Below are 25,182 nucleotides of genomic sequence, written 5' to 3'. Positions count from 1 at the left end.
ATTGAAAATGCTTACAGATATAGTATAACAAAATCGTCTCTTTTGTGCAAAGGTTTGCAGGCTACAAGCCAAAATTAAAACATCTCATTTGCTTCACTATTTGTAAAAATTAGTCACCTAAATGTTGAATGGCATAGTCGGCTTCTTCTTTGGTAAATTTGTCAATACTAGGAGAAGTTAGCCAGTCATAAATTTTCGTTTTTGAGAAATTGTTATGTTTTCGGTATCCTCTTGCTTTAGCTAAGGCATTCGCCTTATAGTCTGCTTGCAAATGATTGATAGCATATTGTGCAGTGTCACTATTAAAACCTTCAAAAATTAACATCTCATAAATTCTTTTTTTTGACAAATGAATCCTATTATATGCTTGTGCTGTCTTTAAAGCTGCTGAGTATGGATTCCCAGCTGCTGGTTTTGGTTGCCACACACCATCGTATCCTACATAGTAACGACCACCATCTACCCATTTATCCCTAGCCATTTTACCGTCTGATTCAACATAGTAACGACCGCCATCTACCCATTCATTCTTGGCTAACTTTCCATCTGATTTATAATAATAGTATCCTACCCATTTATTGCGAGGATAGCTGCCTTCTGATGGTAGATTAAGTTTTTGAATAGCATAGTTGGCTTCTTCTTTGGTAAATTTGTCAATACTAGGAGAAGTTAGCCAGTCATAAATTTTCGTTTTTGAGAAATTGCTATTTTTTCGGTATCCTATTGCTTTAGCTAAGGCATTCGCCTTATAGTCTGCTTGCAAATGATTGATAGCATATTGTGCAGTGTCACTATTAAAACCTTCAAAAATTAACATCTCATAAATTCTTTTTTTTGACAAATGAATCCTATTATATGCTTGTGCTGTCTTTAAAGCTGCTGAGTATGGATTCCCGGCTGCTGGTTTTGGTTGCCACACACCATCGTATCCTACATAGTAACGACCACCATCTACCCATTTGTCCTTAGCCATTTTACCGTCTGATTCAACATAATAACGGCCACCATCTACCCATTCATTCTTGGCCATCTTCCCATCTGATTTGAGGTAATAATTTCCTACCCATTTGTTGCGAGCGTAGCTGCCGTCTGCTGTTAGATAATAATAGGATCCATAGTTTTTATCATAAATCCAGTCACTTTTAACCTTTTTTCCATCAGAATCAACATAATAACGACCACCATCTACCCATTCATTTTTAGCTCTCTTTCCATCTGATTTGAGGTAGTAATTTCCTACCCAGCCAGACTGAACTTTAGATTGTGATTTATCCTGTTTAGGAGTTGTTTCTTTAGCTTTTTCAGCAGGTTTTTGTGCTGGTGTTTTCGGTTTCTCAGCAGGTTTTTGTGCTGGTGTTTTCGGTTTCTCAGCTGGTTTTTGTGCTGGTGTTTTTGGTTTCTCAGCTGGTTTTTGTGCTGGTGTTTTTGGTTTCTCAGCAGGTTTTTGAGCTGGTGTTTTCGGTTTCTCAGCTGGTTTTTGTGCTGGTGTTTTCGGTTTCTCAGCTGGTTTTTGTGCTGGTGTTTTCGGTTTCTCAGCAGGTTTTTGTGCTGGTGTTTTCGGTTTCTCAGCTGGTTTTTGTGCTGGTGTTTTCGGTTTCTCAGCTGGTTTTGGTGCTGGCTTTGGCGCTGGTTTTGGTTGCCACAGACCATCGTCTCCTACATAATAACGACCACCATCTACCCATTCATTTTTGGCCATCTTACCATCTGATTTTAGATAGTAATTGCCTACCCATTTGTTGCGAGCGTAGCTGCCTTCTGCTGTTAGATAATAATAGGATCCATAGTTTTTGTCATAAATCCACTCAGCTTTAGCCATCTTACCATCTGATTTAAGATAGTAATTGCCTATCCATGTGTTGCGAGCGTAGCTGCCTTCTCCTGTTAAATAATAGTATGACCCATAGTTATTGTCATAAATCCATTCATTTTTAGCTCTCTTCCCATTTGATTTGAGATAGTAATTACCTACCCATGTGTTGCGAGCGTAGCTGCCTTCTCCTGTTAGATAATAGTATGACCCATAGTTTTTATCATAAATCCATTCGTTCTTGGCCATTTTACCATCTGATTTAAGATAGTAATTGCCTACCCAAGCATTTTGGACATAGTTTCCCGAAGCATTTAGATAGAAATAAGAATTAGCTTTTTTATCAAAAATCCACTTATTTATAACTTTAGTACCATTTTGATAGTACGATGAGCCTACCCAACCAGACTGAGCTGTAGATTTGGACTTATCCTCTTTAGGACTTGTATTTTTAGGTTTCTCAGCAGGTTTTTGAGCTGGTGTTTTCGGTTTCTCAGCTGGTTTCGGCGCTGGCTTTGGCGCTGGTTTTGGTTCTGGTTTCGGTGCTGGTGTTTTTGGTTTCTCAGCAGGATTTTGCGCTGGTGTTTTTGATTTTTCAGCTTGATTTGGCGCCGAAGTTGTATTCTCTTTTACAACCTTACCATTTTTAGATGCATCCTTTTCTTGAGCAGAAACATGCTGAGCCGAAAAAGGAAAGTCTCCAGTTGTATCTGATAATGCAATAAGTCCCAGTGTTGCAGTTGCTAAGCTGGTTACTAAAATTTTTTTTGATTTTTTCATAAAAATCTCCATTGTTTTTAATGATTTATACTTATTAGTATACCATATTTTTAATTTTTCTTTCAAATCAAATATTAAATATTCAGAAATAAATCTAAAACTTAATTAAAAAATTCATAATCATATCACTTCCAACTCATACAAACCTCTGACTGCGTTACAGCCATAGATAGTCTCCACTTGGTTCAAGTCTGCCAAAGTCAAGACTTTTTCCTCTACCTGTCCTCTTTCCAGCAAATGCTGACGATAAATTCCTGGCAAAATTCCTAGACTGGTAGGCGGTGTGTAAAGTTTTCCAGCAATTTTCAGAACTAGATTCCCGATAGATGTTTCTAATAGCTCTCCTGCCACATTATGGTAAATGATTTCCTGTTTACCTAGACTTAAGTGCGGTCTGTGAGTGGTTTTGAAGTAGGTAAATGCTTGCTGCAAATCAGCTTCTTGCAGACAAAGTTTTGCTTTGCAGAAGCTTGGACTAAGGGGGCTTAAGATTTGGCGACTGAGCTCTATCTCTCCAGATTTGCTGAGGGTGATTCGCATACGGTAGTCTTGATTAACATCACAAACTTGGCACTCTTCCTCTATCTTTTGTCTCAGGTTTTCTGGATCAAAAGGATAGGCAAAATACCGACTTGCTTTTCTCAGTCTTTCCAGATGTTGTTCTTCAAACAGCAAGTTCTTCTGGCTGATTTTTCCAGTTGTAATCAATTGGAAACGTGCTTGTTTACGATAGAGAACAGCCGCCTTTTGATGAACCTCTCGGTATTCAGATTCCCAAGTACTATCCCAAGTAATGCCACCACCCACTCCATATATGGCTTTCCCTTGATGCAGTTGAATGGTCCGAATGGCGACATTAAAAATCCGTCTCCCATTTGGAAGCAAGAGACCAATCGTTCCACAGTAAACTCCTCTGGGTTGGGGCTCCAAGTCCTTGATGATTTCCATGGTCGCAATTTTCGGTGCTCCCGTTATGGAACCACATGGAAAGAGCGAACGGAAGATTTCAACTAGGTCCACATCCGGTCGCAACTGACTCTTGATGGTAGAAGTCATCTGCCAAACGGTCGAATACTGCTCCACCTGACACAGACGCTCCACGTGCTCACTCCCCACCTCAGAAATACGGTTCATATCGTTGCGCAAGAGATCTACAATCATCATATTTTCAGAGCGATTTTTAGAATCCTGCTCCAACCAGCTAGCTTGGGCAAGGTCTTCTTGGTCAGTCACTCCCCGCTGGGTTGTTCCCTTCATTGGGCGAGTCGTTAATTCCCGGTCATTTTGCTCAAAAAAGAGCTCTGGGCTCATGGAAATCACTGCCATCTCGTCATGTTCCACATAGGCATTGTAGCCCGCCTCCTGCTCTACCACCATACGATTGTAGATGGCAAAAGGATTGTCACTTAAGTCCTGCTTGAGTTGGACGGTGTAGTTGACCTGATAGGTGTCTCCCTGACGCAAATGATGGTGAATCTGGGCAATAGCCTTTTCATAGTTCTCTGCAGATGTTTCTTCCTGCCACTTTGAAGGCAGATCTACTTCCTCATAAGTCAGAGGAATAGGCGATGTTTCTACCCTATCATGAACTGTAAAATATAGCAGATACTCTGCCAGTAAAGGAGCTTTATGAACTGCTAATTTCTCCTCAAATGCAGGTGAAGCCTCGTAACTGACATAACCCACCACATAATACCCTTGCTCTTGGTAGCTTTCCACTTGTGCCAGCAAGTCTGCCACTTCTGATAAATCTCTCGTTTTTAACTCTTTGATAGGCTGAGTGAAGGTATATCTCTCCCCCAAAGCCCTAAAATCAATCACTGTTTTTCTATGCATATCTTAAGTATAGCACAAAAAAGCCGACCTAGAACAGCTAAATCCAGCTTTGTTGACTGATTTACATAACGAAAAAAATTCTCTACCTTACTTTTTCTACTTTTGGCAATTTTCCATCAGATGGCGTCCCTTCTTCTTGTAAAAACTGGTCTTATTTGGAGCACTTTACAACAAAAATCCAACAAAAAGAACAGAGGAAGTCATGGTATCTATACCATTGTTTCCTCTGTCTTTTGCTTTTCTTCTTTTACTACAGAATAATTTCACGACTTTCTGATAGAATCTTGTGGATACTGCGCACGCGCACCTCCGATTAGTTTGGGACGACTAGCTAGAGCCGTTACATGGGCATGCCCAATTTCCCTCAAAAGAGGGCGAATCGGAACCTGAACATGCTTGACATGCATGCCAATCGCAGTATCTCCGATATCCAATCCAGCATGGGCCTTGATAAATTCAACCTCAACTGGATCCCGCATAAACTTGAAGGCTGCCAACTGACCCGAACCTCCTGCATGAAGTGTAGGAAGGACACTGACGATTTCAAGACCAAACTGCTCTGCCACCTGACGTTCAACGACGAGGGCTCGATTGACATGTTCACAACCTTGAACAGCTAGATGAATTCCTTTTCCCTCTAGGATATCTAGGATGGTCTTCACAATGATTTCCCCAATTTCTTGACTGGATTCCTTGCCAATCTGACCACCTATCACCTCACTAGAAGAAAGACCCAAAACAAAGATGGCTCCTTGCTTCAAATTAGCCTTTTCTATTACATCTTCTACAATCTGGCTTGTTGCTCTTTGAATGTCTTTTTCCTTCATACTTGATACCTCTTTTATCACTATCTATCATATCTTTTTTTACTGATTTTATCAAGGACAACTAATCATTCTGATTTTTAAAAGTAAAACTCCCAGAATTGACTGGGAGCTAACTTATTTCTATTTTATTAATGTATATTTCAACCGTCGTCCCTTTTGAAGGTACAGAATTGATCTTCATCTGGTAATTGTCTCCAAAATGAAGTTTGAGGCGTTGATCAACGTTTTGCAAACCAACTCCTCCACGTTTGAGCTGACTTTGACTACTATCGCTAGTAGCTTGGAAACCAACACCATCATCCTCAATGCGGATGACAAGCCCTGTATCCTTTTTCTGAACAGAGACTTTAATATGGCCCTGACCTTCCTTCTCCTTAATACCATGGTAAAGAGCATTTTCTACAAGAGGTTGTAACACCAGCTTGGGCAAGACTAGGTTACCAAAAGCAGGATCTTCATCAATCTCATACTCCAGCTTATCACCATAGCGTTGTTTCTGGATAAAGAGATACTGGCGGACATGATTGATTTCATCAGAAAGAGAAATCAAATCCTTGCCTTGATTGAGCGCCAAGCGGAAATAGGTTGCCAAAGACTTGGTCACCTGAACCACTCGCTGACTATCCTGAAATTCAGCCATCCAGATGATAGTGTCCAAAGTATTATAGAGGAAATGGGGGTTAATCTGGCTCGACAGTGCTTGAAGTTCATACTGCCGGGTTGCTTCTTCCTGCCTGCGCACATCTGCCATCAACTGATCAATCTGATCCAGCATGGCATTAAACTGGCGAGTCACTTCTCTCAGTTCATAGGCGCCAGCTTCTTTGGCTCGAAGATTTTGTGTACCAGAAGCAATTTCCAGCATGGTTTCTCTCAGATCCTTCAAAGGGGCAATCCAGCGTTTGAGACTGAACCACACCAAGCAGAGACAGGCAAGAAGAGATAAGGCACTAGCAGCAAGCAAGGTCCACAAGAGCTGACTCCGAACCTGGTCTAACTTCTCCAGCGAAGACACACCTATAACCGTCCAATCAGTACCTGCAATCTTTTCCTGACTGACGTAGGATTGGTGATACAGCGTATATCCCTGCCCCGTCTCGATGTAGGGTTTCATGGCCTCCATTTCACTCGCTGAGCTATAGACAGTACGTTTAGGATGGTAGACAAATTCATGGTTTTCATTGATGATAAAGGCAAAGCCCTGCTGGCCCAACTGGAGCTGGTTGAGATAGGCTTCCAGAGTTTCGTAGGAAATGTCTAATCGAAGCACGCCAAGATTGGCCCCCTTTGTATCGACAAGTTCCTGAGTGACAGAAATGACCCATTGACTATCTGATTTACGAGCTGGGGTTAAAACTGGCTTAGCTCCCTGATGAATAGCCTTTTGGTACCAATCCTCAGCCATCATATCTGAGGAAGTTTTCATCTGCACACTATCATCTGTAGAAATAACCTGACCGGATTTGGTGACCAGTACCACCGTTTTCAAGTCCTGGTCTGCCTTTAAGATAGTCAAAAACAGATCTCTGATTCCCTTGGCTTGGACTTGGTTAGGATTCTCAGCATAGGCTAAGACATCTGCCTGCTGGGTCAAACTGGTAGAGGTGGTTTCTAATTTTTTGATATAAGAATGAATAAAGTGGCTAGTTTGGCTAATGGTCGTTTGGCTATTACCCTCAATAGTGGCCTCAATGGCTGATGAACTAGATTGATAGTAGAAAGTCCCAACAACAGCTAGTAGAATGAGAAAGACCAGAAAGATGGAAATAACCATTCTGACTAAGAGAGAAGAACGCTTCATCGGCCTTCCCCTTTCTTAAACTGACGAGGTGTCACACCTGCAATCTGTTTAAAACGTTGGGTAAAATAGTTCATATCTTCAAAACCAACCTTTTCGGCTATCTCATAAATCTTTAAATCCGTAGTCAGAAGCAAGAGCTTGGCCTGTTTGACACGCTCTCTCACCAGGTAATCCTGAAAAGGCAGGCCCAACTCTTTCTTAATCAAGGAACTCAAATAAGTCGGACTAAAGCCCAAGTCACTGGCCAAAGACTTCAAACTAAACTGACTGTCAGCTAGATGGGACTGGATTTTCTGAGCAATATTTCCCTCAAACTTATCGGTTAATAAATCTTGTAACTGCTCTTCTTTTTCTTCCTTGTCTAGTTTTTGCTTGATTTTCCCCAACATTTCCTCAATATCCTGACGAGAAAAGGGTTTGAGCAGGTAATCATCTACACCGAGTTTGACAGCAGACAAGGCATAATCAAAATCATCGTAACCCGTCAAAAATACCAGATGCACCTGAGGATAGGTTTCTCGGACCAGACTGGCCAACTGGATGCCATTTAGCTGAGGCATATTGATATCAGTTAAAATGATATCTGGCACCTGCTTTTGAATCAAGTCCCAAGCCTGTCTTCCATTTTCAGCCTGACCGATGATTTCCATATCGTAGGCTGCCACATTGACCAACTTGGTCAAGCCTTGTCTTACCAGATACTCATCTTCTACGATTAAGATTGTGTAGGTCATGCTCTGCTCCTTTACCACTTACTAGTATCAGTATAGCAAAATTCTCCACTAACTGCTTAGGAAAGACTTCTTAATCGACATAATCTAGTAAATAGGCATAGCCTTTTTCTTCCATTTGGTCTTTGGGAATAAATCGGATAGAAAGACTATTGATACAGTAGCGCAAGCCACCCTTGTCCTGAGGCCCATCTGTAAAGACATGGCCAAGGTGAGAATCTCCAACTCGGCTTCTCACTTCCATACGCGTCATATTGTAGGACTTATCTTCCTTGTAGGTGACAACATCTGGACTAATTGGTTGGGTGAAACTAGGCCAGCCACAACCAGACTCAAACTTGTCCTTTGATGAAAAGAGAGGTTCGCCAGTTGCCACATCCACATAGATACCAGATTCAAATTTATCCCAGTAACGGTTTGAAAAAGCTCGTTCTGTTTGATTTTTCTGGGTAACGGCATACTCCTCAGGCGACAAGGTCTTTTTCAATTCCTCATCACTTGGTTTAGGATATTTGCTAGCATCAATGACGGGATAGGCAGCCTGATTAACATTGATATGACAGTAGCCATTTGGATTTTTCTTGAGGTAGTCTTGGTGATAATCCTCCGCCACCACAAAATTCTTCAAATTTTCCTTTTCAACTGCCAGAGGTTGGTCGTATTTCTTAGCAACTTCATCAAAGACTTGGTTGATTAGTTCCAAATCCTTGTCATCTGTGTAATATACGCCGGTACGATACTGAGTCCCCACATCATTTCCTTGTTTATTTTTGCTGGTTGGATTAATGATGCGGAAGTAATGAAGCAGAATTTCCTTGAGGGAAATTTGATTGGCATCATAGGTGATATGGACAGTCTCTGCATGGCCTGTTTGATTAATCAATTCGTACTTGGTTGTTTCCCCTCTACCGTTTGCATAGCCAGAAACGGCATCTGTCACTCCGGGAACGCGTGAGAAGTATTCCTCCACTCCCCAGAAACATCCCCCAGCTAGATAAATTTCGTGCAAGTCTGCGTCTTTACTCACTTCTGTTTTTTTCACTGTTTTTCCTCCTTGGCTAACTGATGCTTTCTCAATTTGCGAGCTATCTGTCTGCCCTGCATTTCGCATCAATAGAAAATAGAAACCGGTTAGGGCTAGGAGAATGACCCCTGCCAAGACAAAAAGTTTTACTTTATCATTCATAGCCTTTCTCTACCCCATTTCTTTCAATTCTTTTAAAATCATATCCTTATCCATAAAACCTGGTTGCGTTTTGACCAGCTTGCCTTCCTTGTCTATAAAGGCTTGAGTCGGATAAGAACGGACACCATAACTTTCCAAGAGTTTACCTGATGGATCAATTAAAACTGGAAAATTTTTATAATCCAAGCCCTTGTACCAATTCTTAAAGTCCGCTTCTGCTTGTTCCCCCTTGTGTCCAGGAGACACCACTGTCAAGACCACATAGTCATCACCAGCTTCTTTAGCAATTTCATCCGTATCTGGAAGGCTGGCTAGACAGATGGAACACCAAGAAGCCCAAAATTTGAGATAGACTTTCTTGCCCTTGTAATCAGACAAACGATAGGTCTTGCCATCTACACCTGTCAGTTCAAAATCAGCGACTTCCTGACCTTTAGTCGCAGTTTTCGAACTAACTTGTTCTGTTTTGGATTGCTCCCTCATAGTAGACTCGTCTGACATGTTTTTAGCCGAACAGGCTGCCAAGCAACAAATTGAGCCTACTCCAAGGAGACATGTTTGCCATTTTTTCATTTCTTTTTCCTCTCTATTCAAATAATGTAGTCAAAATGGAAGCATTTCCCAAAAGCACCAAGATTCCCATCACGATAATGAGAAAACCACCCACTTTTTTGAAGGTTCCGAGATAAGGATGGAGTTTTCGGAAATGTTTCAAAACATAGCTGGAAGCAAGAGCTAGAACCAAAAATGGTAGCGCCAAACCCAGCGTGTAAATCAACATGAGACCAGCACCCTGCCAAGCTCCTGAACCACCTGAAGCCGCCAAGGCCAAAACAGACCCCAGAACCGGCCCCACACATGGCGTCCAAGCAAAACTAAAGGTTAACCCCAGTAAAAATGCCTGACTATAGCCGTTACCCTTTTGCCCTTGTCTCTTTAATTGTAGCCTTCTTTCCTTGTAGAGTCCCTGCAAATGTAAGACTTCCATCTGGTGCAAGCCCAAGAGAATGATAATCGCACCCGTCACATACTGAAACCAAGAAGCATACAGCAAATTGCCTAAAAAACCAGCTCCATAACCCAGTAAGATAAAAACAAAGGAAATCCCCGCTATAAAGGCCAGAGTTCGCAATAAACTTACAACTGAGATTGAAAATTTTCCGCTAGAAGCCTGAGCATCATTCTTATCATCCAATAAGACTCCTGCATAGACTGGCAACAAGGGTAAAATACAAGGAGAAAAGAAGGAAAGAATTCCAGCAAGAAAAACACTAATAAAAAAGATTACATTGTCCATTGCCTTCCTCCATTCTTTGATTTGATAGGTCTATTATATCCCCAAAACTCCAGAAAAAACAGGGACAATGATAGGGAAAAATAGGAATTTAATCAGCTTATTTAGAAATCTGGCACAAAAAAAGCCAGACAAGGTCTGACTTTGGTAGAAACAGAAAAGAGAATCACCTGTCCTCCCTACTTATCTGGTAATAAATAAGGTCCGCAACGTAGTCTTTTCTCTCCACACCATTGGCAATGGTTTTTAGATAAGACATTCCCGCTTTTTCCATAACACGGCCTGAAGCTAGATTGAGACTAGCGTAACGAGCTCTGACTTTTTGAAAGCCTGCTTGAGTAAAACAAAAATCTAACACAGCTTTCAAGGCCTCTGTCATCATACCTCGGCCCCAAAAGTTTTTTCCTAAAACATACCCAATTTCACAACTTAAATCTTCCTCGTGCATTTCAATGATGCTGATATCTCCTATCACATGCTCTGGGTTCTCTTTGAGACAAATGGCCCATTTGTAATAGTTGGGATTAGTATAGGATGCAACCCAATTTTGAATCGAGTTCCGAGTCACCTCAACATCAGGATGAGGATCCCAGGTGACATAGGCCAGATTCTCAGCAGACGAAGCCCAATTTTGAAACATGGCTTCCGCATCACTCTCCACAAATCTTCTCAAAATCAAACGTTCTGTCTGTAATATTTGCGTACCGATTGCTTTCATAACGTTACCTCGCTTTCTAAGCTTAAGGCTCAAGCTAAAAAAGTCCCCCGGGCCTTCCTCGTTTTCCCGTTTCTAGACTCGGGCTTAAAAGGTCCCCCGGACCTTCTTCGCTTTCTCATTTCTAGGCTCAGGGTAAAAAGACTATACTCAGTAATAGCTAGGAAACAAGTGTTTTACCTAATCCCTTGACGCAGTCGCTGTCTGGTTTGAAATGCGCTTTACCAAGCTTTTTCAAACCTAGTCATCGTTGCGGGGGTGAGACAAGGAAAATCGAACACTACGAGTTACCGAATCTGCCTCGTTTTCCTGTTTCTAGACTCGTGCTAAAAAGGTCCCCCGGACCTTCTTCGCTTTCTCATTTCTAGGCTCAGGGTAAAAACCTCCACTGGAGGTTATTCTTGCTCTCGAGTTTCAAGGCAAGAAGCTAAAAAGGTCCCCCGGACCTTCTTCGCTTTCCCATTTCTAGGCTCAGGGTAAAAAGGTCCACAGGACCTTTTTACTCCCAAAAGTCATCAAATACGGTGATTGGTAGGTGGCGTTTGTGTTGGCCTTTGTGCCACCAGTTTTCGATAGTTGCTTGGGCTTCTGGACTGATGGTTTTGCCTTCAAGGTAGTCATCAATTTCATTGTAAGTGACTCCCAAGGCTACTTCGTCTGCAAGTCCAGGTTTGTCTTCTTCCAAATCTGCTGTTGGGATCTTTTCATAAAGGGCTGGGTCTGCACCAAGTTCCTTCAAGAGTTGTTTCCCTTGGCGTTTATTGAGGCGATAAAGTGGGAGAATGTCTGCACCACCGTCACCAAACTTGGTAAAAAAGCCTGTGATATTTTCCGCAGCATGGTCTGTTCCAATGACCGCTCCGCTATGGGCACCCGCAAGGGCATATTGGGCAATCATACGACTACGAGCCTTAATATTGCCCTTGTTAAAGTCTGAAACAGGACTTCCTGTCGCTTCAACTGCAGCTGTCATGGCATCAGCTGATTCCTTGATATTTACAACTAGACTGACATCTGGCTGGATGAAAGCAAGAGCTTTTTGAGCATCTGCCTCATCTGCTTGCACGCCATATGGCAGGCGGACAGCAATAAATTGGTAGCTGTCATCTCCTGTCTCTGCTCGCATTTCTTCCATAGCTAATTGCGCCAAGCGCCCTGCCAAGGTTGAGTCTTGTCCTCCAGAAATCCCTAGTACAAAGGTTTTAAGGAAGGGGTGTTTTTTCAAGTATCTCTTTAAGAAGTCAATGGAACGACGAATTTCTTCCTGGGCATCAATCACTGGTTTGACGCCCAGTTGCTGGATAATGGTCTCTTGCAAACTCATTCTTCTTCTCCTTCACCAAGGGCTTCTTTGCGCATCTTATCAATCAAGTCCATCTTATCTTGCCAAATATCACGGGCCAAATCTACTGGGTAATGTTGCGGATTGAGCACGCGCTTGTATTCATCCCATAGCTTGTCAAATTCCTTACGGGCATAATCCTGAATCTCAGTCAAACTAGGCAGGTTGTAGACTAATGTTCCTTCTTTGAAAATATCCACCAAGAGAGGAACGGCATCAAAATTACGAACGGTCTTTTTGATGTAGGTATAAGTCGGATGGAACATCTTGATTTCTGTCATGTCACTCACATCCACACCATCATAAGTAATGTAGTCCCCTTCTGACTTGCCTTTTTCACGGCTGGTAATGCGCCATACCTGCTTCTTACCTGGGGTCGATACTTTTTCAGCATTATTAGACAGTTTGATGGTATTGCGCATACGACCATTCTCATCTTCGATAGCTACAATCTTATAAACTGCCCCAAGAGCTGGCTGATCATAGGCTGTAATCAGCTTGGTACCCACCCCCCAAACGTCAATCTTAGCGTGTTGCATTTTGAGGTTAAGGATGGTATTTTCATCGAGGTCATTGGAAGCGTAAATTTTGGCATCTGGATATCCAGCCTCATCTAACTGTTGGCGAACTTTCTTGGAAATGTAGGCAATATCCCCAGAGTCGATACGAACGCCTTTAAAATTGATCTTATCACCCAACTCACTCGCTACCTGAATGGCAGCTGGCACACCGATACGCAACGTATCATAAGTATCTACTAGAAAGACACAGTCACGATGGGTTGAAGCATAGGCCTTGAAGGCTTCATAGTCGTTTCTATAAACCTGTACCAAGGCATGGGCATGAGTCCCCAAGACTGGAATACCAAAGAGCTTCCCGGCACGCACATTGCTGGTTCCATTAGCGCCACCAATCACAGCTGCGCGTGTTCCCCAGATAGCTGCATCCATTTCTTGTGCACGACGTGTCCCGAACTCCATCAAGGGTTCATCTTCGATAACCGAACGAATACGTGCTGCCTTGGTCGCTATCAAGGTTTGAAAGTTAACGATGTTCAAGAGAGCCGTTTCGACCAACTGGCATTGGGCTAGAGGGCCTTCAACTTGAACAATTGGCTCATTAGCAAAAACCAAGTCCCCTTCCTGGGCAGAACGAACCGTCAACTCCAACTTGAGATTGCGGAGGTAGTCTAAGAATGCCCCATGATAGCCAAGCGACTCCAAGTAGGCAATATCGCTATCTGAAAAGCGCAAGTCTTTAAGATAATGTACAATTCTTTCCAAACCAGCAAAAACTGCATAACCGTTCTGAAAAGGTTGCTGACGGAAATAAACTTCAAAGACCGCCTTTTTATTGTGAATTCCTTGGTCAAAGTAAACTTGCATCATGTTAATCTGGTACAAGTCCGTGTGCAATGTCAAACTATCATCTGGATACATCTGTTTTCCTTCTTCCTACTTTACAAAGGTATGAACGTATTCTACCACTTTCACACCATCCGATAAATTAGTACTATTATAACACATTTTACTGAGATTGATAAAAAGCTAACAAGCTATTCTCCATTCTCCAGTTCATCCATATCTTGCTCAAACTTTTTTTGAGCCCATTCGCCATAACTTTTAAGCCCAAGATTGCCGATAAAAACCCAAGGAAGGTAAATCAGATAAGTAATAACCCAAGCAGACAAATATTTAAGGTTCAGAGGATTGTGCTGATAAATTTCGATATTGAATTGATAATTCTGCAACATCAAAAGAGTCGTAATAGCGAGAGTTACCAGCAAACACCCTCCAATCGTAAAATGAAAACGACTATAGTAGTTCACACCCAAATCTCGAGCACGGCCGAAAAAGTAAGAAGTTCCAATAATGATAATGATGAGAATCATTATCGGATTAAAAAGACTTGGTGCTAATACTGTAATCATATAAGATAAAAGCAAGAAAGCTATAGAGATATAGAAACTTTCAGCCCCCGCTTTATTCATCAGTTGTTCTTCTCTTTCGTCTAGTAATTGATAATAAAAAAATCTATTTTTCATCTTCTTCCTCCCAAAATAATTGATCTAATGTTTTTCCTAAGCATCTGCAAATTGACTGGCAAAGGGAGAGACTAGGATTATATTTCCCTGCTTCTATCAAGCCTATAGTCTGCCTAGTAACACCCACAGCCTCTGCCAAATCCCCTTGTGTTAAATCACGCTCTACCCGAGCTAATTTTAATTTTAAATTTTTAGCCACTAGCGTCCTCCTTCACATTTTTAAAAAGTTGCGCTTCTTTTAAAAACATTATACCATATATCTAACTTAATGCAATATATAAATGTCATTTTGTAAGATTTTATTAACAAAAAAACTCTCTACCATTTTACATGATAAAGAGTATTCGTTCTTTTTTGATACTTAGCTAAGTTCCTCTTCAAAGGATAGAAGTCTAGGTCACAAATCTTTTTGGTAATAGTATCTTTGTCCTGTGTAGGGATAGTCTTGCAAGGTAAAAACTTCCTTGTAACCATGACTTAGATAAAAATCTGGCGCTTGAAACTGGTAAGTATTTACAAAAGCAAAACGACAGTTTCGATTCTTAGCTTCATTTTCTGCTCGCTGTAATAGTTTTGAGCCAATTCCTTGTCCCCGTAATTCCTCTCTCACAAACAAATATTCGATTTCCAACCAATTTCCGAAAGTCTCAGCTACTAATCCTGCCATGAGATTGCCCTTTTCGTCTTCGAGATAAAGGTTCAGTGGCTCGCTTTCAGCCACTTCTCTTTTGGAACGATTATAAGCACGAATCAAATCCCCTATTTCCTGCGCTTTATGCGATTCCCTATTTTCCAATCTAATGTACATCCAAACCTCCCAATAAACTACTACAGCTTGATTATAGTCTTATTTCGATGGACTGTCAAACTAGAAAAACTCACCAAACAGAGTTGATGAGTTCATGATTTATTTTCTAAATTTCCACTGACTATAAATCCCAAAAACAAGGATCCAGATAGCAGAACCTACTGCCCCCATAAAAGTGGACTCTTGCAAAAAGAGAGTCACAAAAACAAAGACAAAAAAGAGAATGGTTAGGGGATTAAGCAAGCGATACTGAGGCATAAGGTAGCCATCAGCCATGAAGTCTTGTGACTTGCGGTATTTGAGATGAGCCACCATAATCAAGATATAAATCGCGATGTAAACACCTGATGAGGATGCGGTGATCAAAGCAAAGGCATCTGAAACACCTGGTAGCACGTTGATAAAGGCAGCCAGAGCAATCAAGATCGCTGAGGCGATGATGGCATTTTGAGGTACATTGTGGCGAGAAAGGGTATCGACCTTGATGGCCTTTAAGAAACGATTTGGCGAATCATGGGCAATCTGATATAAGTGTCTCCCTGTTGAGTAGAGAGTTGAGTTAAGAGCAGACGCCGCTGATGTCAAGACAACAAAGTTGATTAGAGCCGCCGCCCACTTGATCCCCGCCAGTTCAAAGACCGTTACAAATGGAGAATCTGAAGAATTAAGATAAGACCAAGGAATAATGGCCATAATCGCAATGAGAGCTCCCCCGTAGAAGAAGATAATTCTGAGAGGAATTTCCTTAACAGCTTTGGGCAAGACCTGACGAGGGTTCTTTGTTTCAGAAGTTGTTACCCCGATAAACTCAATCATCAGATAGGCAAAAAATACCATTTGAAAGGCCATGACAAAGTTCATAACTCCGTTTGGAAAAAGAGAGAACTGGTCGCTGATATTTGCCAAGCTTGCAACACCATGCGGTGTCTTAAAGCCTGTCAAAACCATAAATACCCCAGTGGCAATCATGGCTAAAATCGCCACAATCTTGACCATAGCAAACCAAAACTCGACTTCGCCAAAGAGCTTAACTGCAATCAGATTGACCAAAGCCAAAATCGTTAAAAAGACAAGCTGAATCATCCAGCTAGGCCATGTGGGAAACCAGAAGCGGACATAGTCTGAGATGGCAGTGATTTCTGCCATACCGATAAAGACAACTGATAACCAATAAGACCAAACTGAGAAATATCCCCAGCCTTTCCCCAAATGACGGGTGATAAAGTTGATAAAGGTATGTTGTTCCGGATCCTGATACAGCATCTCTCCAACAGCCCTCATCATCAAAAACATAAAGGCTCCTGTGATCATATAAATCAGGATGATAGAAGGTCCTGTAAGGCTGATAGAGCGACCAGCACCTAGGAAAAGTCCGGTTCCGATTGTTCCCGCAATGGCCATCACCTGAACATGGCGATTGGTTAAACCACGCTCCATTTTATTTTTCTTCTTATTTTCACTCATATAGTCTCCTTTTTATCCAAAAAACCAAAAAGGAGTTGAGCAAGGCAAGGCCTTCACTACTCCTTTTTCATTCTATTTAAGCTGTTTTTTCAACCTTTAAGATTTTGACATCATAGCTACCAACTGGTGTTTCAATCGTTGCAGTATCGCCAGTCTTCTTGCCAATCAAAGCACGGCCAATCGGACTTTCATTTGAGACTTTACCAGCAAAAGCATCTGCACCTGCAGAACCAACGATGATGTAGACCTCTTCTTCGTCTTCACCGACTTCTTGGATTGTTACTGTTTTACCGATTGCTACCTCATCTTGGGCAACTGCATCGCTATTAACAATTTCAGCATAACGAATTTTTGTTTCTAGACTTGAAATTTGTCCTTCAACAAAAGCTTGTTCATCTTTCGCTGCTTCATACTCACTATTTTCTGAAAGGTCTCCATAGGAGCGAGCAATCTTGATACGCTCTACGACTTCGGGACGTCGAACGAGTTTCAACTCCTCTAATTCTTTTTCTAGTTTTTCCTTTTCTTCAAGGGTCATTGGGTAAGTTTTTTCTGCCATTTTTTTAACTTTCTTTTCTATTTACTTTTTTAAAACAAAATTATGTGGAAAACCACATAATTTTAGTTTGAACTACTTGCTTGAGGTAACTTGCTATTGATATGCTCTGCAACGTTTTGATCATGTTCTTCTTTTGTTGTTGCAAAGTATACTTTACCATCTTCAACATTTGCTACAAAGTACAAGTACTCACTCTTTGTCTGGTTTACACTTGCTTCAATCGCATCCGAACTTGGGCTATCAACCGGTCCAGGCATGAGGCCAAGGTGTGTGTAAACATTGTATGGTGAATCAATCGTTGTATCAATTCCAGCGTCATCTGCTAAACTAATCTTTTGACCAAGTTTTCCTTGAGCATATAGGATAGCGATATTACTTTGAAGTGGCATACCAGCATTCAAGCGGTTATAGAAGACACCTGCGATTTTCTTGCGATCTTCCGTCTTAGCACCTTCTTTTTCGACAAGAGAAGCAATGCTGAGCAATTCATTAACTGTCAGATTCTTTTCTTTGATCGTAGCGTAATATGGTGACATAGCCTTATCCATAGCAGCTACCATGTCATCAATCAAACTTTCAACAGTTGTGCTGTCTTTGATCGTATAGGTTGCTGGGAAAAGGTAGCCTTCAAGACGATAACGAACGCCACTGTCTTTTGTTGGAAGACTTCCAAGTAGGTTTGGATACTTGGCTACTAATTGTGAGATAAAGGTCTCATCTTGAGCTTTTGCCAAGAAAGCATCCGCAGTAAGAGGTTCTTTAAATTCACCTTGAAGTTGTCCTACTGTTTGAGCGATTTGCTCTAATGTATAGCCTTCTGGAATGGTCAAGTTTGCAAGAACAGGTGCCTGAGCTTCAGGAGTCCCACCTTTTTGCAATTCTTGAATCAACTCATCCGTACTCATACTCTTCTTCAAGTTGTAATAACCTGACTTCAAGTTAGCATGGCTATAGTATTTAGCATAAAGGCTAAAGATCAGTCCATGTTTAACCAAACCAGATTTTTCCAAGGTGCTTCCAATTTCTTGAACATTTGCACCGTCTGGGATTTGAACCGTTACGTAATCCTTAGAGCTTGCATCCACAGGTTTCAAGGAATCTTGAACGTAACCATAACCAAAGTAACCACCAACTGTAACGAGTACTAGGAGAACTAGAACTGTTACTAGGCAACCTTTAGCTTTTGATTTATTCTTTTTCTTAGTTGATGTTGCACCTTGACGACGACTACGACGTGGAGCATCAGCTAATCCACCGCTAGATTCTGTAGAAACAGGCTCAACTCTTTCAGGCATTCCTGGAGTGATTTCCTCTTTCTTGTCTTCTGTTTTATAGGTTACGGCAACCTTAGTCGGAGTATCGTTAAATTCTTTTTCTTCGGGTTTAAGCTCAACTGGTTCTACCTTAGGTTGAACGGGTTCCACTACAGGTTCTTCAGCCAGATGAATCGGCTCTACTAGAGGTTCTTCAGATTCTACAACTTCAATCTTGTCGATGATTGGCTGTCTAATCTCTTTCTCTTCTTGGTCATCCGTTTCATCAGTTCTAGCACTTGAAAGTGGAGGAACACTTGGTGCATTCTTTAGAATTTTATCGACAACAGACAGGGAATCAGCCATCAACTCTTCTGTTGATGTTTCTGGTTCAAGATCTGAAGGAGTTGCTGAACTAGCTTGAGATGATGAAGCCGTCAGATTTGGAATCTCTACTTCTTTCTCTCTTCTATCTTGTTCTTTTACTCTTTCTAAATCACGTAGAATCTGCTCTTTAAAGCTTAATTTTTCTTCTTCTCTTGATTTTTCAGTCAAAAGCATTACCTCCTTGTTGACAATCCATAATATTATATCTTAAAAGTCGTAGAAAAGCAACCAACTAGGGCATTCCCTAGCTAGTTTTATTGATTTTCAGGCTGCCAGACCATATCATACCATGTTTCCCCAGCAAAGTTTGACTGGGATATTCCTTCATTAACAAAGCCGTGCTTTTCATAATAGGCGATAAGGTAATCATGACATGTCAGATTAATGCCCTCTCGCTCATGTTCTAAAGCGACTTCTTTCAAAGCCCTTAATAGTCTTTTCCCCACTCCCAAAGCTTGTGCTTCCTTGGCAATAGATAGGCAAGTCACAGAAATATAACCTCCAGGTTGATGGCTATAGTCTTTTATTTCTTCTGTAAATGACTGATCATGTAGATGGCGGTGTGGGACGACTGGACCTTCGATATAACCAAGAATATTCCCCTCTTTTTCAGCTACCAGAAAACTGGTCTGAATTTCCTGCAAATGGGCCTCAAAGACCGAACGAGGAATGGCTTCCTCCAGTGAAAAATTCTCCAGCTCTATCTCTATAATCCGATCTAAATCCGAAAATCTTGCTTGTCTGATTTTCATATTTCCTCCTGATAAAAGGGATTAGCCCAAGTCAGATACCATTCAGAACCACTGCCATGATGACTTTCTGTCACTTCTTCTTCAACAAAGCCATTCATTTCAAAATATGATAGTAGTTCATCAGGACTTTGTAAAAGAATACCTTGGTAATCTAGTTCGACTGTCACCTGTTTCAAGGCCGCAAGAAGAAGAGTTCCCAACCCCTGTCCCCAATGGTCAGGATGAATGGTCAATGATTTTATTTCTATCCACTTGGGATGAAGATACTGAGCTTCTCCTAAAACATAGCCTAGGAGCTGATTTTCATCCCCAGCTACAAGAAAGGTACCCGCAGTCTTGCGGATACTCTCTTCTAATGATTGGTGGCTAAATGCCTCTTCTAATGAAGAATTGGCTTCTTCAATAGCCAATATTTCTTCTAAATCTGATAAGGTAGCTTGCCTTATTGTGATTGGAATTTCCATCTGTTTTCCTTATTGGACGTTGCTTGTCAAGTTAGACAAGAGACGTTCAAATGAATATTCATAGGTTTGGATGTCTCCTGCACCCATAAAGACGTAAACAGCATTGTCATGGTCTAGGAGTGGTGAAACATTTTCAACAGTGATAACCTGGTGTTTCTTGTTGATCTTATTGGCTAAGTCTTCTACTTTGACATCACCATGGTCCACTTCACGAGCTGATCCATAGATTTGCGCTAGGTAGACGGCGTCTGCTTGATTCAATGCATGGGCAAATTCGTCCAACAAGGCAATGGTTCTTGTAAAAGTATGTGGTTGGAAGATTGCCACGATTTCCTTGCTTGGGTATTTTTGACGAGCCGCATCCAAGGTCGCAATGATTTCTGTTGGATGGTGGGCAAAGTCATCAATAATCACTGTATCATTGACAATTTTCTCAGTGAAACGACGCTTAACACCTGCAAAGGTTTTCAAGTGTTCACGGACCAAGTTCAAATCAAAACCAGCTGTGTAAAGAAGACCAATAACAGCTGTCGCATTCATAATATTGTGACGACCAAAGGTTGGAATGTGGAATTGACCCAACTCTTGACCACGGAAATGAACGGTGAATGTAGAACCAGTCGTAGAACGAAGAAGATCGCTAGCTACAAAGTCATTGCCCTCAGCTTCAAACCCATAGTAATAGATTGGCGCATTGGCTGTGATCTTACGCAACTCAGGATCTTCACCATATACAAACAAACCTTTGGTAATTTGTTTGGCATAGTCGTTAAAGGCATTGAAAACGTCCTCTAGACTTGTAAAGTAGTCTGGATGGTCAAAGTCAATGTTGGTGATGATAGAGTATTCTGGGTGGTAAGGCATGAAATGACGCTCATATTCGTCTGATTCAAAGACAAAATATTTGGCATTGGCTGAACCGCGACCTGTCCCGTCTCCAATCAAAAAACTGGTGTCTGTGATGTGAGACAAGACATGTGACAGCATACCTGTCGTTGAAGTTTTTCCATGTGCTCCTGCCACTCCCATGCTGACAAAGTCGCGCATAAAGCTACCTAGGAATTCGTGGTAACGTTTGTAGCTGATACCATTTTGATCTGCATAGGCTATTTCAACGTTGTTATCTGGACGGAAGGCATTCCCAGCGATAATCTCCACATCACCTTGTAGGTTCTTTTCATCAAAAGGAAGAATGGCAATCCCTGCCTGCTCTAGACCACGTTGAGTAAAGTAGTATTTTTCAACGTCTGAACCTTGAACCTTGTGTCCCATTTGGTGCAACATCAAGGCTAGGGCACTCATCCCTGATCCCTTGATTCCAATAAAATGATATGTTTTTGACATGCTTTTCTCCCCTACTCAGTAATTCTTGTCAGATTCAACTCTTGGGCAACCTGACGTTCCTGTTCTGTTTGCTTATTCTTTTTATTATAGATTTGACTCTTCTTTAGAAAATCGTAGTTGTTCTTTTTAGCTTTTTCCGTTTGGTTTTTCGGAGTTGGATTCGCCACTTGGCCAACCTCCTCAGCTAAGATATAGTGAGACTGGCTCAAGTTTTTGCTAAATTTGGCAAACTCACCAGGATTTTCCTTTTGAAATGGTGCTGTTGGTTGGTTTCCTTGACGAACAAGTGTTGAACCATTGTGTCGTCTGGTATGACTAACATCCTGAGTCAAATACTTGGCTGAACGTTTCTTCTTCAAGTCCGCACGCGCCTCTTCTCGAGCCAACTCTGCATAAGTCTTTTCAACTTTTTTAGGTTCTGGACTTGGCTTTGACTCCTTGTTAATCACTGGAGAAACTACGGTTTCTTCCTCATTGATAGGAGACCATTCCAAATAGTTCTTATCGCGGTAATCACCTTTGATATTGCTAATAAAGTCTGACTCATCGTACAAGTCCATGACTGGCATTTTGGTCAGCATGATCTCATCATCTGACACCAATGGAAATCGATCTTGTTTCATTTTGTATTTCCTTTCAACACTTCATTATAGCGTATTGTCTTGATTTTTCAAGTGCTGGCTTCAGAAATTCCCAAAATTTCACGAATTTCTGCCAGACTGAGACTCGCACGCGACTCCGTACCATCTAAAACTTGGGAAACCAAATGTTTCTTTTGTTCTTGAAGTTCTTGGATTTTTTCTTCAATGGTCCCCTTGGTAATCAAACGATAGACCTCGACCATCTGCTCCTGCCCCATGCGGTGAGCTCTTCCGATAGCCTGGGCTTCGACAGCGGGATTCCACCAAAGGTCAACTAAAATGACCGTATCAGCTCCCGTTAGATTGAGACCAACACCACCCGCCTTAAGGGAGATGAGAAAGGCATCTCTTTCCCCTTGGTTAAAGGCCTTAGTCATCTCCTGTCTGTCATGAGCAGGAGTTGAACCTGTGATTTTGAAGGAGGTCAAGCCCAAGTCTGGGAGTTCTTTCTCGATTTTTTCCAACATTCCTTTGAACTGGGAGAAAATCAAGACCCGATGCCCACCATCAGCCACTTGTAGCAATAAATCTCGGAGACTATCGAGTTTACCACTGGCTCCCTGGTAATCGTCCATGAAGAGGGCAGGCGTATCGCAGATCTGGCGCAATCGCATGAGACCAGATAAGATTTCTACCCGACTTCTTTGGAATTCTTGATCTGTCACTTGCGCTAGGCGGTCTCGCATCTGTTGCAACTGGGCGAGATAGATGGCCTTCTGTTGGTCTTCCAGTTCATTTTTATAGACGACTTCGATCAGATCAGGCAGTTCTGTAAGAACTTCTTCTTTCTTACGCCTCATGACGAAAGGCTTGATAAACTGCGCGACTCGGTCAGCCGGTAATTTCATAAACTCCTTTTTACTTGGTAAGAGCCCCGGTAGCACAATTTGGAAGATAGACCACAACTCTCCTAAATGATTTTCGATGGGCGTACCCGACAAAGCAAAGACTGCTGGCACCACAAACTGGCGCAAACTCTGAGCAATCTTAGTCTGGGCATTTTTCATGACCTGGGCCTCATCTAAGAAGAGAAAATCAAAAGCCATCTCTTGATAAAGCTCGCTGTCTTGACGAAAGGTTGCATAGCTAGTCACATAGATTTGGTGATTTTCAGAAAGAATCGCTTCTCGATTCGCTTTCAAACCATGAACGACAGCCAAATCCAACTGTGGGGCAAATTTCCTGAATTCATCTGCCCAATTGTAGATTAAACCTGACGGAGCCAAAATCAAGACCCGACTATCTTCTGTCACCTGACTGGTCAAAAAAGCAATAGTTTGCAGTGTTTTTCCCAGTCCCATATCATCGGCTAGGATGCCACCAAAGCCATAGTGATGAAGCATCTGGAGCCAACGGACACCCTTTTCCTGATAGTCTCTCAAACTCGCCTGCACCCGTATATCTCCCAAAGGAAAGTCCTCTGGATGGGTCAAATCATGAGCTAAATGCTGAAATTCTTCCGAGAAGGAGATCCTGTCTCGACCTTCAAAAAGCTGAGAAAGGCTATAAGCCAGAGATTTTCGCGCTTGAAAAGAACCATCTTTTAGCTCAACCCCCAGTTCCTGCAAATTTTGACGAATCTGCTTGGTTTCCTCATCAAAAAAGTACACTTGATCAGAAGAACTGATATAGAAATCCTGATTGCTGGTCAGGGCTTTAAGAGCTTGATCAATCTCTTCTTGGGCAATCCCTTGGAAATCAAACTGAATCTCCAACAGTCCTCCCTTGGACTCAATCTGAACCTGAGGAGCTTGGACACTGTAGAGCTGATTCATCTCATCAGACAAGAAAACCTGACCCAACTTCTCAAAAGCTGGAATCGTACGGTGAAAGAAAGAATAAACTGCCTCTGGCTTCAAAGCCTGTCTCCAAGACTGAAAATCAGCCTCAAAACCAGCCTCTAAACAGACTTGAAATAGTTGGTTTTCCAAGACAGCATCACTTGAAAAAGGTAATTGTTCCAGCTGTTGACGACTAGTCACCTTAACATCTCCATAGTCAAATTGGATATCCAAACGGATGCTGCCGTCATCCTCCCTATCAAAGTAAAAGATTGGTGAAAAGGGTCTGATTTGCAAGCGCTCAGGAGCAGAAACTATACCCAGCTGTCCAAATAAAGGAAGACAGGCGGCCAGACGATCACGATCACTGTTGTCAAACTGGAGGCATTTTCTCGCTCTTTCCTCCTGAGGGAGATCCTTTATTTCCTTTAGGAGGCTGATTTGTTTAGGATTTAAGAGATAAAGATTCCCCTTACGAAAGAGAACCGCTCCCCCATAGAATACGTTAACTCGGTCAGTCTCAGAAATTTCCATCTCAAAATAATCGGGATACTCCTGCACGGAAAAAGAGAAAATCTCTGCATCTGGATCTAAATCATGAAAGAGAAGATTTTCATAACTAGTAATCTGATGTTCGAAATGAAAATCTTCCAAGTTCATCAGCAACTCCACTCCCTGCTCAAAAAAGGTCAGAGGGAAAAAGAGGTGACGACCTTGATTGGGGAAAAAGAGGTCTTGACTCAGTCCCTCCTCAATTAAGCCACATAAAAAAGTAAGAACTTCTTGACTAGCTGTATCAAAAGCATCCCAAGACAAGTCATTTTCATAGTGCTTCCCAATCATATATGGCTTTCGATGGACTAAGACCTTCAAAAAGAGAGGGATGTCACGAATGACATAATATTTTTGACTATCAGCTAAACCGATTCGGAGAGTCCAAAGGAGGCGATTGGTTCCAGCTTCCACCTGGCCTTGAGACGACAAAGTGTAGATTTTCTCTCTCTTCTGAGGTTGGATACACTCCAAAAAACTACCGCCAAAACTAACCTTGGTTTCGACCTCTTCTTGCTCTTCATGTCCTTTTTCTAAGGCTTGTAAAATCACCTGGCCTTCTTCATCATTCTTCAGATAATGCTCGAGCGCTGCGAGGTGAACACAGTAACTTCTTTTTTGGAAAAAATCGCAAGCACAAAAAACCAGATCATCCTCTAAACTGTAGCGCAAGTCTTCTCCCGCCACACGAGTATAGAGGCGATTCCCTTTTTCCTTGATTATCTCAATGTTGCCTGTTTCATAGAGTGCAACCCCCTCCATGCGCAACTTTCCCGGAATCAATTTAGCCATAGTTACCCCTTTATCTTAT

The 25,182-nt window shown here is 41.8% G+C and carries 22 protein-coding genes; all 22 read right to left on the bottom strand.

Annotation, left to right across the window (positions count from 1 at the left end; all coding sequences use genetic code 11):
* Positions 1 to 109: 109 nt before the first annotated feature.
* Entirely contained in the window at positions 110 to 2,590 is a 2,481-nt protein-coding gene (locus KX728_RS03275) for an Ltp family lipoprotein (protein WP_219108670.1), read from the bottom strand.
* A gap of 120 nt (positions 2,591 to 2,710) precedes the next feature.
* Positions 2,711 to 4,426, bottom strand: coding sequence for an aminodeoxychorismate synthase component I (pabB, locus tag KX728_RS03270; RefSeq protein WP_215804834.1), 1,716 nt, complete (start codon positions 4,424 to 4,426; stop codon positions 2,711 to 2,713).
* Between the two features lie 263 nt (positions 4,427 to 4,689).
* Positions 4,690 to 5,253, bottom strand: coding sequence for a TIGR01440 family protein (locus KX728_RS03265; protein ID WP_215804835.1), 564 nt, complete (start codon positions 5,251 to 5,253; stop codon positions 4,690 to 4,692).
* A 109-nt stretch (positions 5,254 to 5,362) separates the two neighbouring features.
* Positions 5,363 to 7,054, bottom strand: a complete 1,692-nt coding sequence (locus KX728_RS03260) for a cache domain-containing sensor histidine kinase (RefSeq protein ID WP_215804836.1) — start codon at positions 7,052 to 7,054, stop codon at positions 5,363 to 5,365.
* Complete coding sequence (locus KX728_RS03255) at positions 7,051 to 7,788, bottom strand: response regulator transcription factor (RefSeq protein ID WP_000222604.1); 738 nt, start codon at positions 7,786 to 7,788, stop codon at positions 7,051 to 7,053. The genes KX728_RS03260 and KX728_RS03255 overlap by 4 nt, the downstream gene beginning before the upstream one ends.
* A gap of 70 nt (positions 7,789 to 7,858) precedes the next feature.
* Complete coding sequence (gene msrB / locus KX728_RS03250; protein WP_215804837.1) at positions 7,859 to 8,971, bottom strand: peptide-methionine (R)-S-oxide reductase MsrB; 1,113 nt, start codon at positions 8,969 to 8,971, stop codon at positions 7,859 to 7,861.
* Positions 8,972 to 8,980: 9 nt separating this feature from the next.
* A complete protein-coding gene (locus tag KX728_RS03245) occupies positions 8,981 to 9,544 on the bottom strand; it encodes a redoxin family protein (RefSeq protein WP_000759266.1) in 564 nt (187 codons plus the stop codon).
* Positions 9,545 to 9,557: 13 nt separating this feature from the next.
* Positions 9,558 to 10,268 (bottom strand): thiol-disulfide oxidoreductase-associated membrane protein CcdA2, encoded by a 711-nt coding sequence (gene ccdA2, locus KX728_RS03240; RefSeq protein WP_084853362.1) that lies wholly within the window; start codon positions 10,266 to 10,268, stop codon positions 9,558 to 9,560.
* Positions 10,269 to 10,431: 163 nt separating this feature from the next.
* Positions 10,432 to 10,983 (bottom strand): GNAT family N-acetyltransferase, encoded by a 552-nt coding sequence (locus KX728_RS03235; protein ID WP_215804838.1) that lies wholly within the window; start codon positions 10,981 to 10,983, stop codon positions 10,432 to 10,434.
* A 496-nt stretch (positions 10,984 to 11,479) separates the two neighbouring features.
* The gene (gene nadE, locus KX728_RS03230) at positions 11,480 to 12,304 is read right to left on the bottom strand and encodes an NAD(+) synthase (protein WP_084939840.1); all 825 of its coding nucleotides are present in this window, start codon (positions 12,302 to 12,304) and stop codon (positions 11,480 to 11,482) included.
* Positions 12,301 to 13,761, bottom strand: a complete 1,461-nt coding sequence (locus tag KX728_RS03225) for a nicotinate phosphoribosyltransferase (RefSeq protein WP_215804839.1) — start codon at positions 13,759 to 13,761, stop codon at positions 12,301 to 12,303. The genes nadE and KX728_RS03225 overlap by 4 nt, the downstream gene beginning before the upstream one ends.
* A 116-nt stretch (positions 13,762 to 13,877) precedes the next feature.
* Positions 13,878 to 14,366, bottom strand: a complete 489-nt coding sequence (locus KX728_RS03220; protein WP_000797158.1) for a DUF6773 family protein — start codon at positions 14,364 to 14,366, stop codon at positions 13,878 to 13,880.
* Positions 14,356 to 14,565, bottom strand: a complete 210-nt coding sequence (locus KX728_RS03215; protein ID WP_001107502.1) for a helix-turn-helix transcriptional regulator — start codon at positions 14,563 to 14,565, stop codon at positions 14,356 to 14,358. The genes KX728_RS03220 and KX728_RS03215 overlap by 11 nt, the downstream gene beginning before the upstream one ends.
* A 198-nt stretch (positions 14,566 to 14,763) precedes the next feature.
* Positions 14,764 to 15,174 carry a GNAT family N-acetyltransferase gene (locus KX728_RS03210; protein ID WP_215804840.1) on the bottom strand — a complete coding sequence of 137 codons (411 nt, stop codon included), beginning with the start codon at positions 15,172 to 15,174 and terminating at the stop codon, positions 14,764 to 14,766.
* A gap of 99 nt (positions 15,175 to 15,273) precedes the next feature.
* Positions 15,274 to 16,638: an amino acid permease gene (locus KX728_RS03205; RefSeq protein WP_162284726.1), complete on the bottom strand. Its 1,365-nt coding sequence runs from the start codon at positions 16,636 to 16,638 to the stop codon at positions 15,274 to 15,276.
* 76 nt (positions 16,639 to 16,714) lie between these two features.
* Positions 16,715 to 17,197, bottom strand: a complete 483-nt coding sequence (gene greA, locus KX728_RS03200; protein ID WP_000818765.1) for a transcription elongation factor GreA — start codon at positions 17,195 to 17,197, stop codon at positions 16,715 to 16,717.
* A 62-nt stretch (positions 17,198 to 17,259) separates the two neighbouring features.
* A complete protein-coding gene (gene mltG / locus KX728_RS03195) occupies positions 17,260 to 19,011 on the bottom strand; it encodes an endolytic transglycosylase MltG (RefSeq protein WP_215804841.1) in 1,752 nt (583 codons plus the stop codon).
* Positions 19,012 to 19,091: 80 nt separating this feature from the next.
* Positions 19,092 to 19,589 carry a GNAT family N-acetyltransferase gene (locus tag KX728_RS03190; RefSeq protein ID WP_000702417.1) on the bottom strand — a complete coding sequence of 166 codons (498 nt, stop codon included), beginning with the start codon at positions 19,587 to 19,589 and terminating at the stop codon, positions 19,092 to 19,094.
* Complete coding sequence (locus tag KX728_RS03185; protein ID WP_215804842.1) at positions 19,586 to 20,053, bottom strand: GNAT family N-acetyltransferase; 468 nt, start codon at positions 20,051 to 20,053, stop codon at positions 19,586 to 19,588. Before KX728_RS03185 ends, KX728_RS03190 begins: the two co-directional genes overlap by 4 nt.
* A gap of 9 nt (positions 20,054 to 20,062) precedes the next feature.
* Entirely contained in the window at positions 20,063 to 21,397 is a 1,335-nt protein-coding gene (gene murC / locus KX728_RS03180; RefSeq protein ID WP_000048080.1) for a UDP-N-acetylmuramate--L-alanine ligase, read from the bottom strand.
* A gap of 11 nt (positions 21,398 to 21,408) precedes the next feature.
* Positions 21,409 to 22,020, bottom strand: coding sequence for a divisome accessory protein ZapJ (zapJ, locus tag KX728_RS03175; RefSeq protein WP_000806744.1), 612 nt, complete (start codon positions 22,018 to 22,020; stop codon positions 21,409 to 21,411).
* 47 nt (positions 22,021 to 22,067) lie between these two features.
* The gene (locus tag KX728_RS03170) at positions 22,068 to 25,163 is read right to left on the bottom strand and encodes a pilus expression-regulating Snf2 family helicase (protein WP_215804843.1); all 3,096 of its coding nucleotides are present in this window, start codon (positions 25,161 to 25,163) and stop codon (positions 22,068 to 22,070) included.
* Between the last annotated feature and the right edge of the window lie 19 nt (positions 25,164 to 25,182).

The organism is Streptococcus oralis, assembly GCF_019334565.1.
Taxonomy (GTDB): Bacteria; Bacillota; Bacilli; order Lactobacillales; family Streptococcaceae; genus Streptococcus; species Streptococcus oralis_CR.
This window is presented reverse-complemented; position numbering and strand designations above follow the sequence as displayed.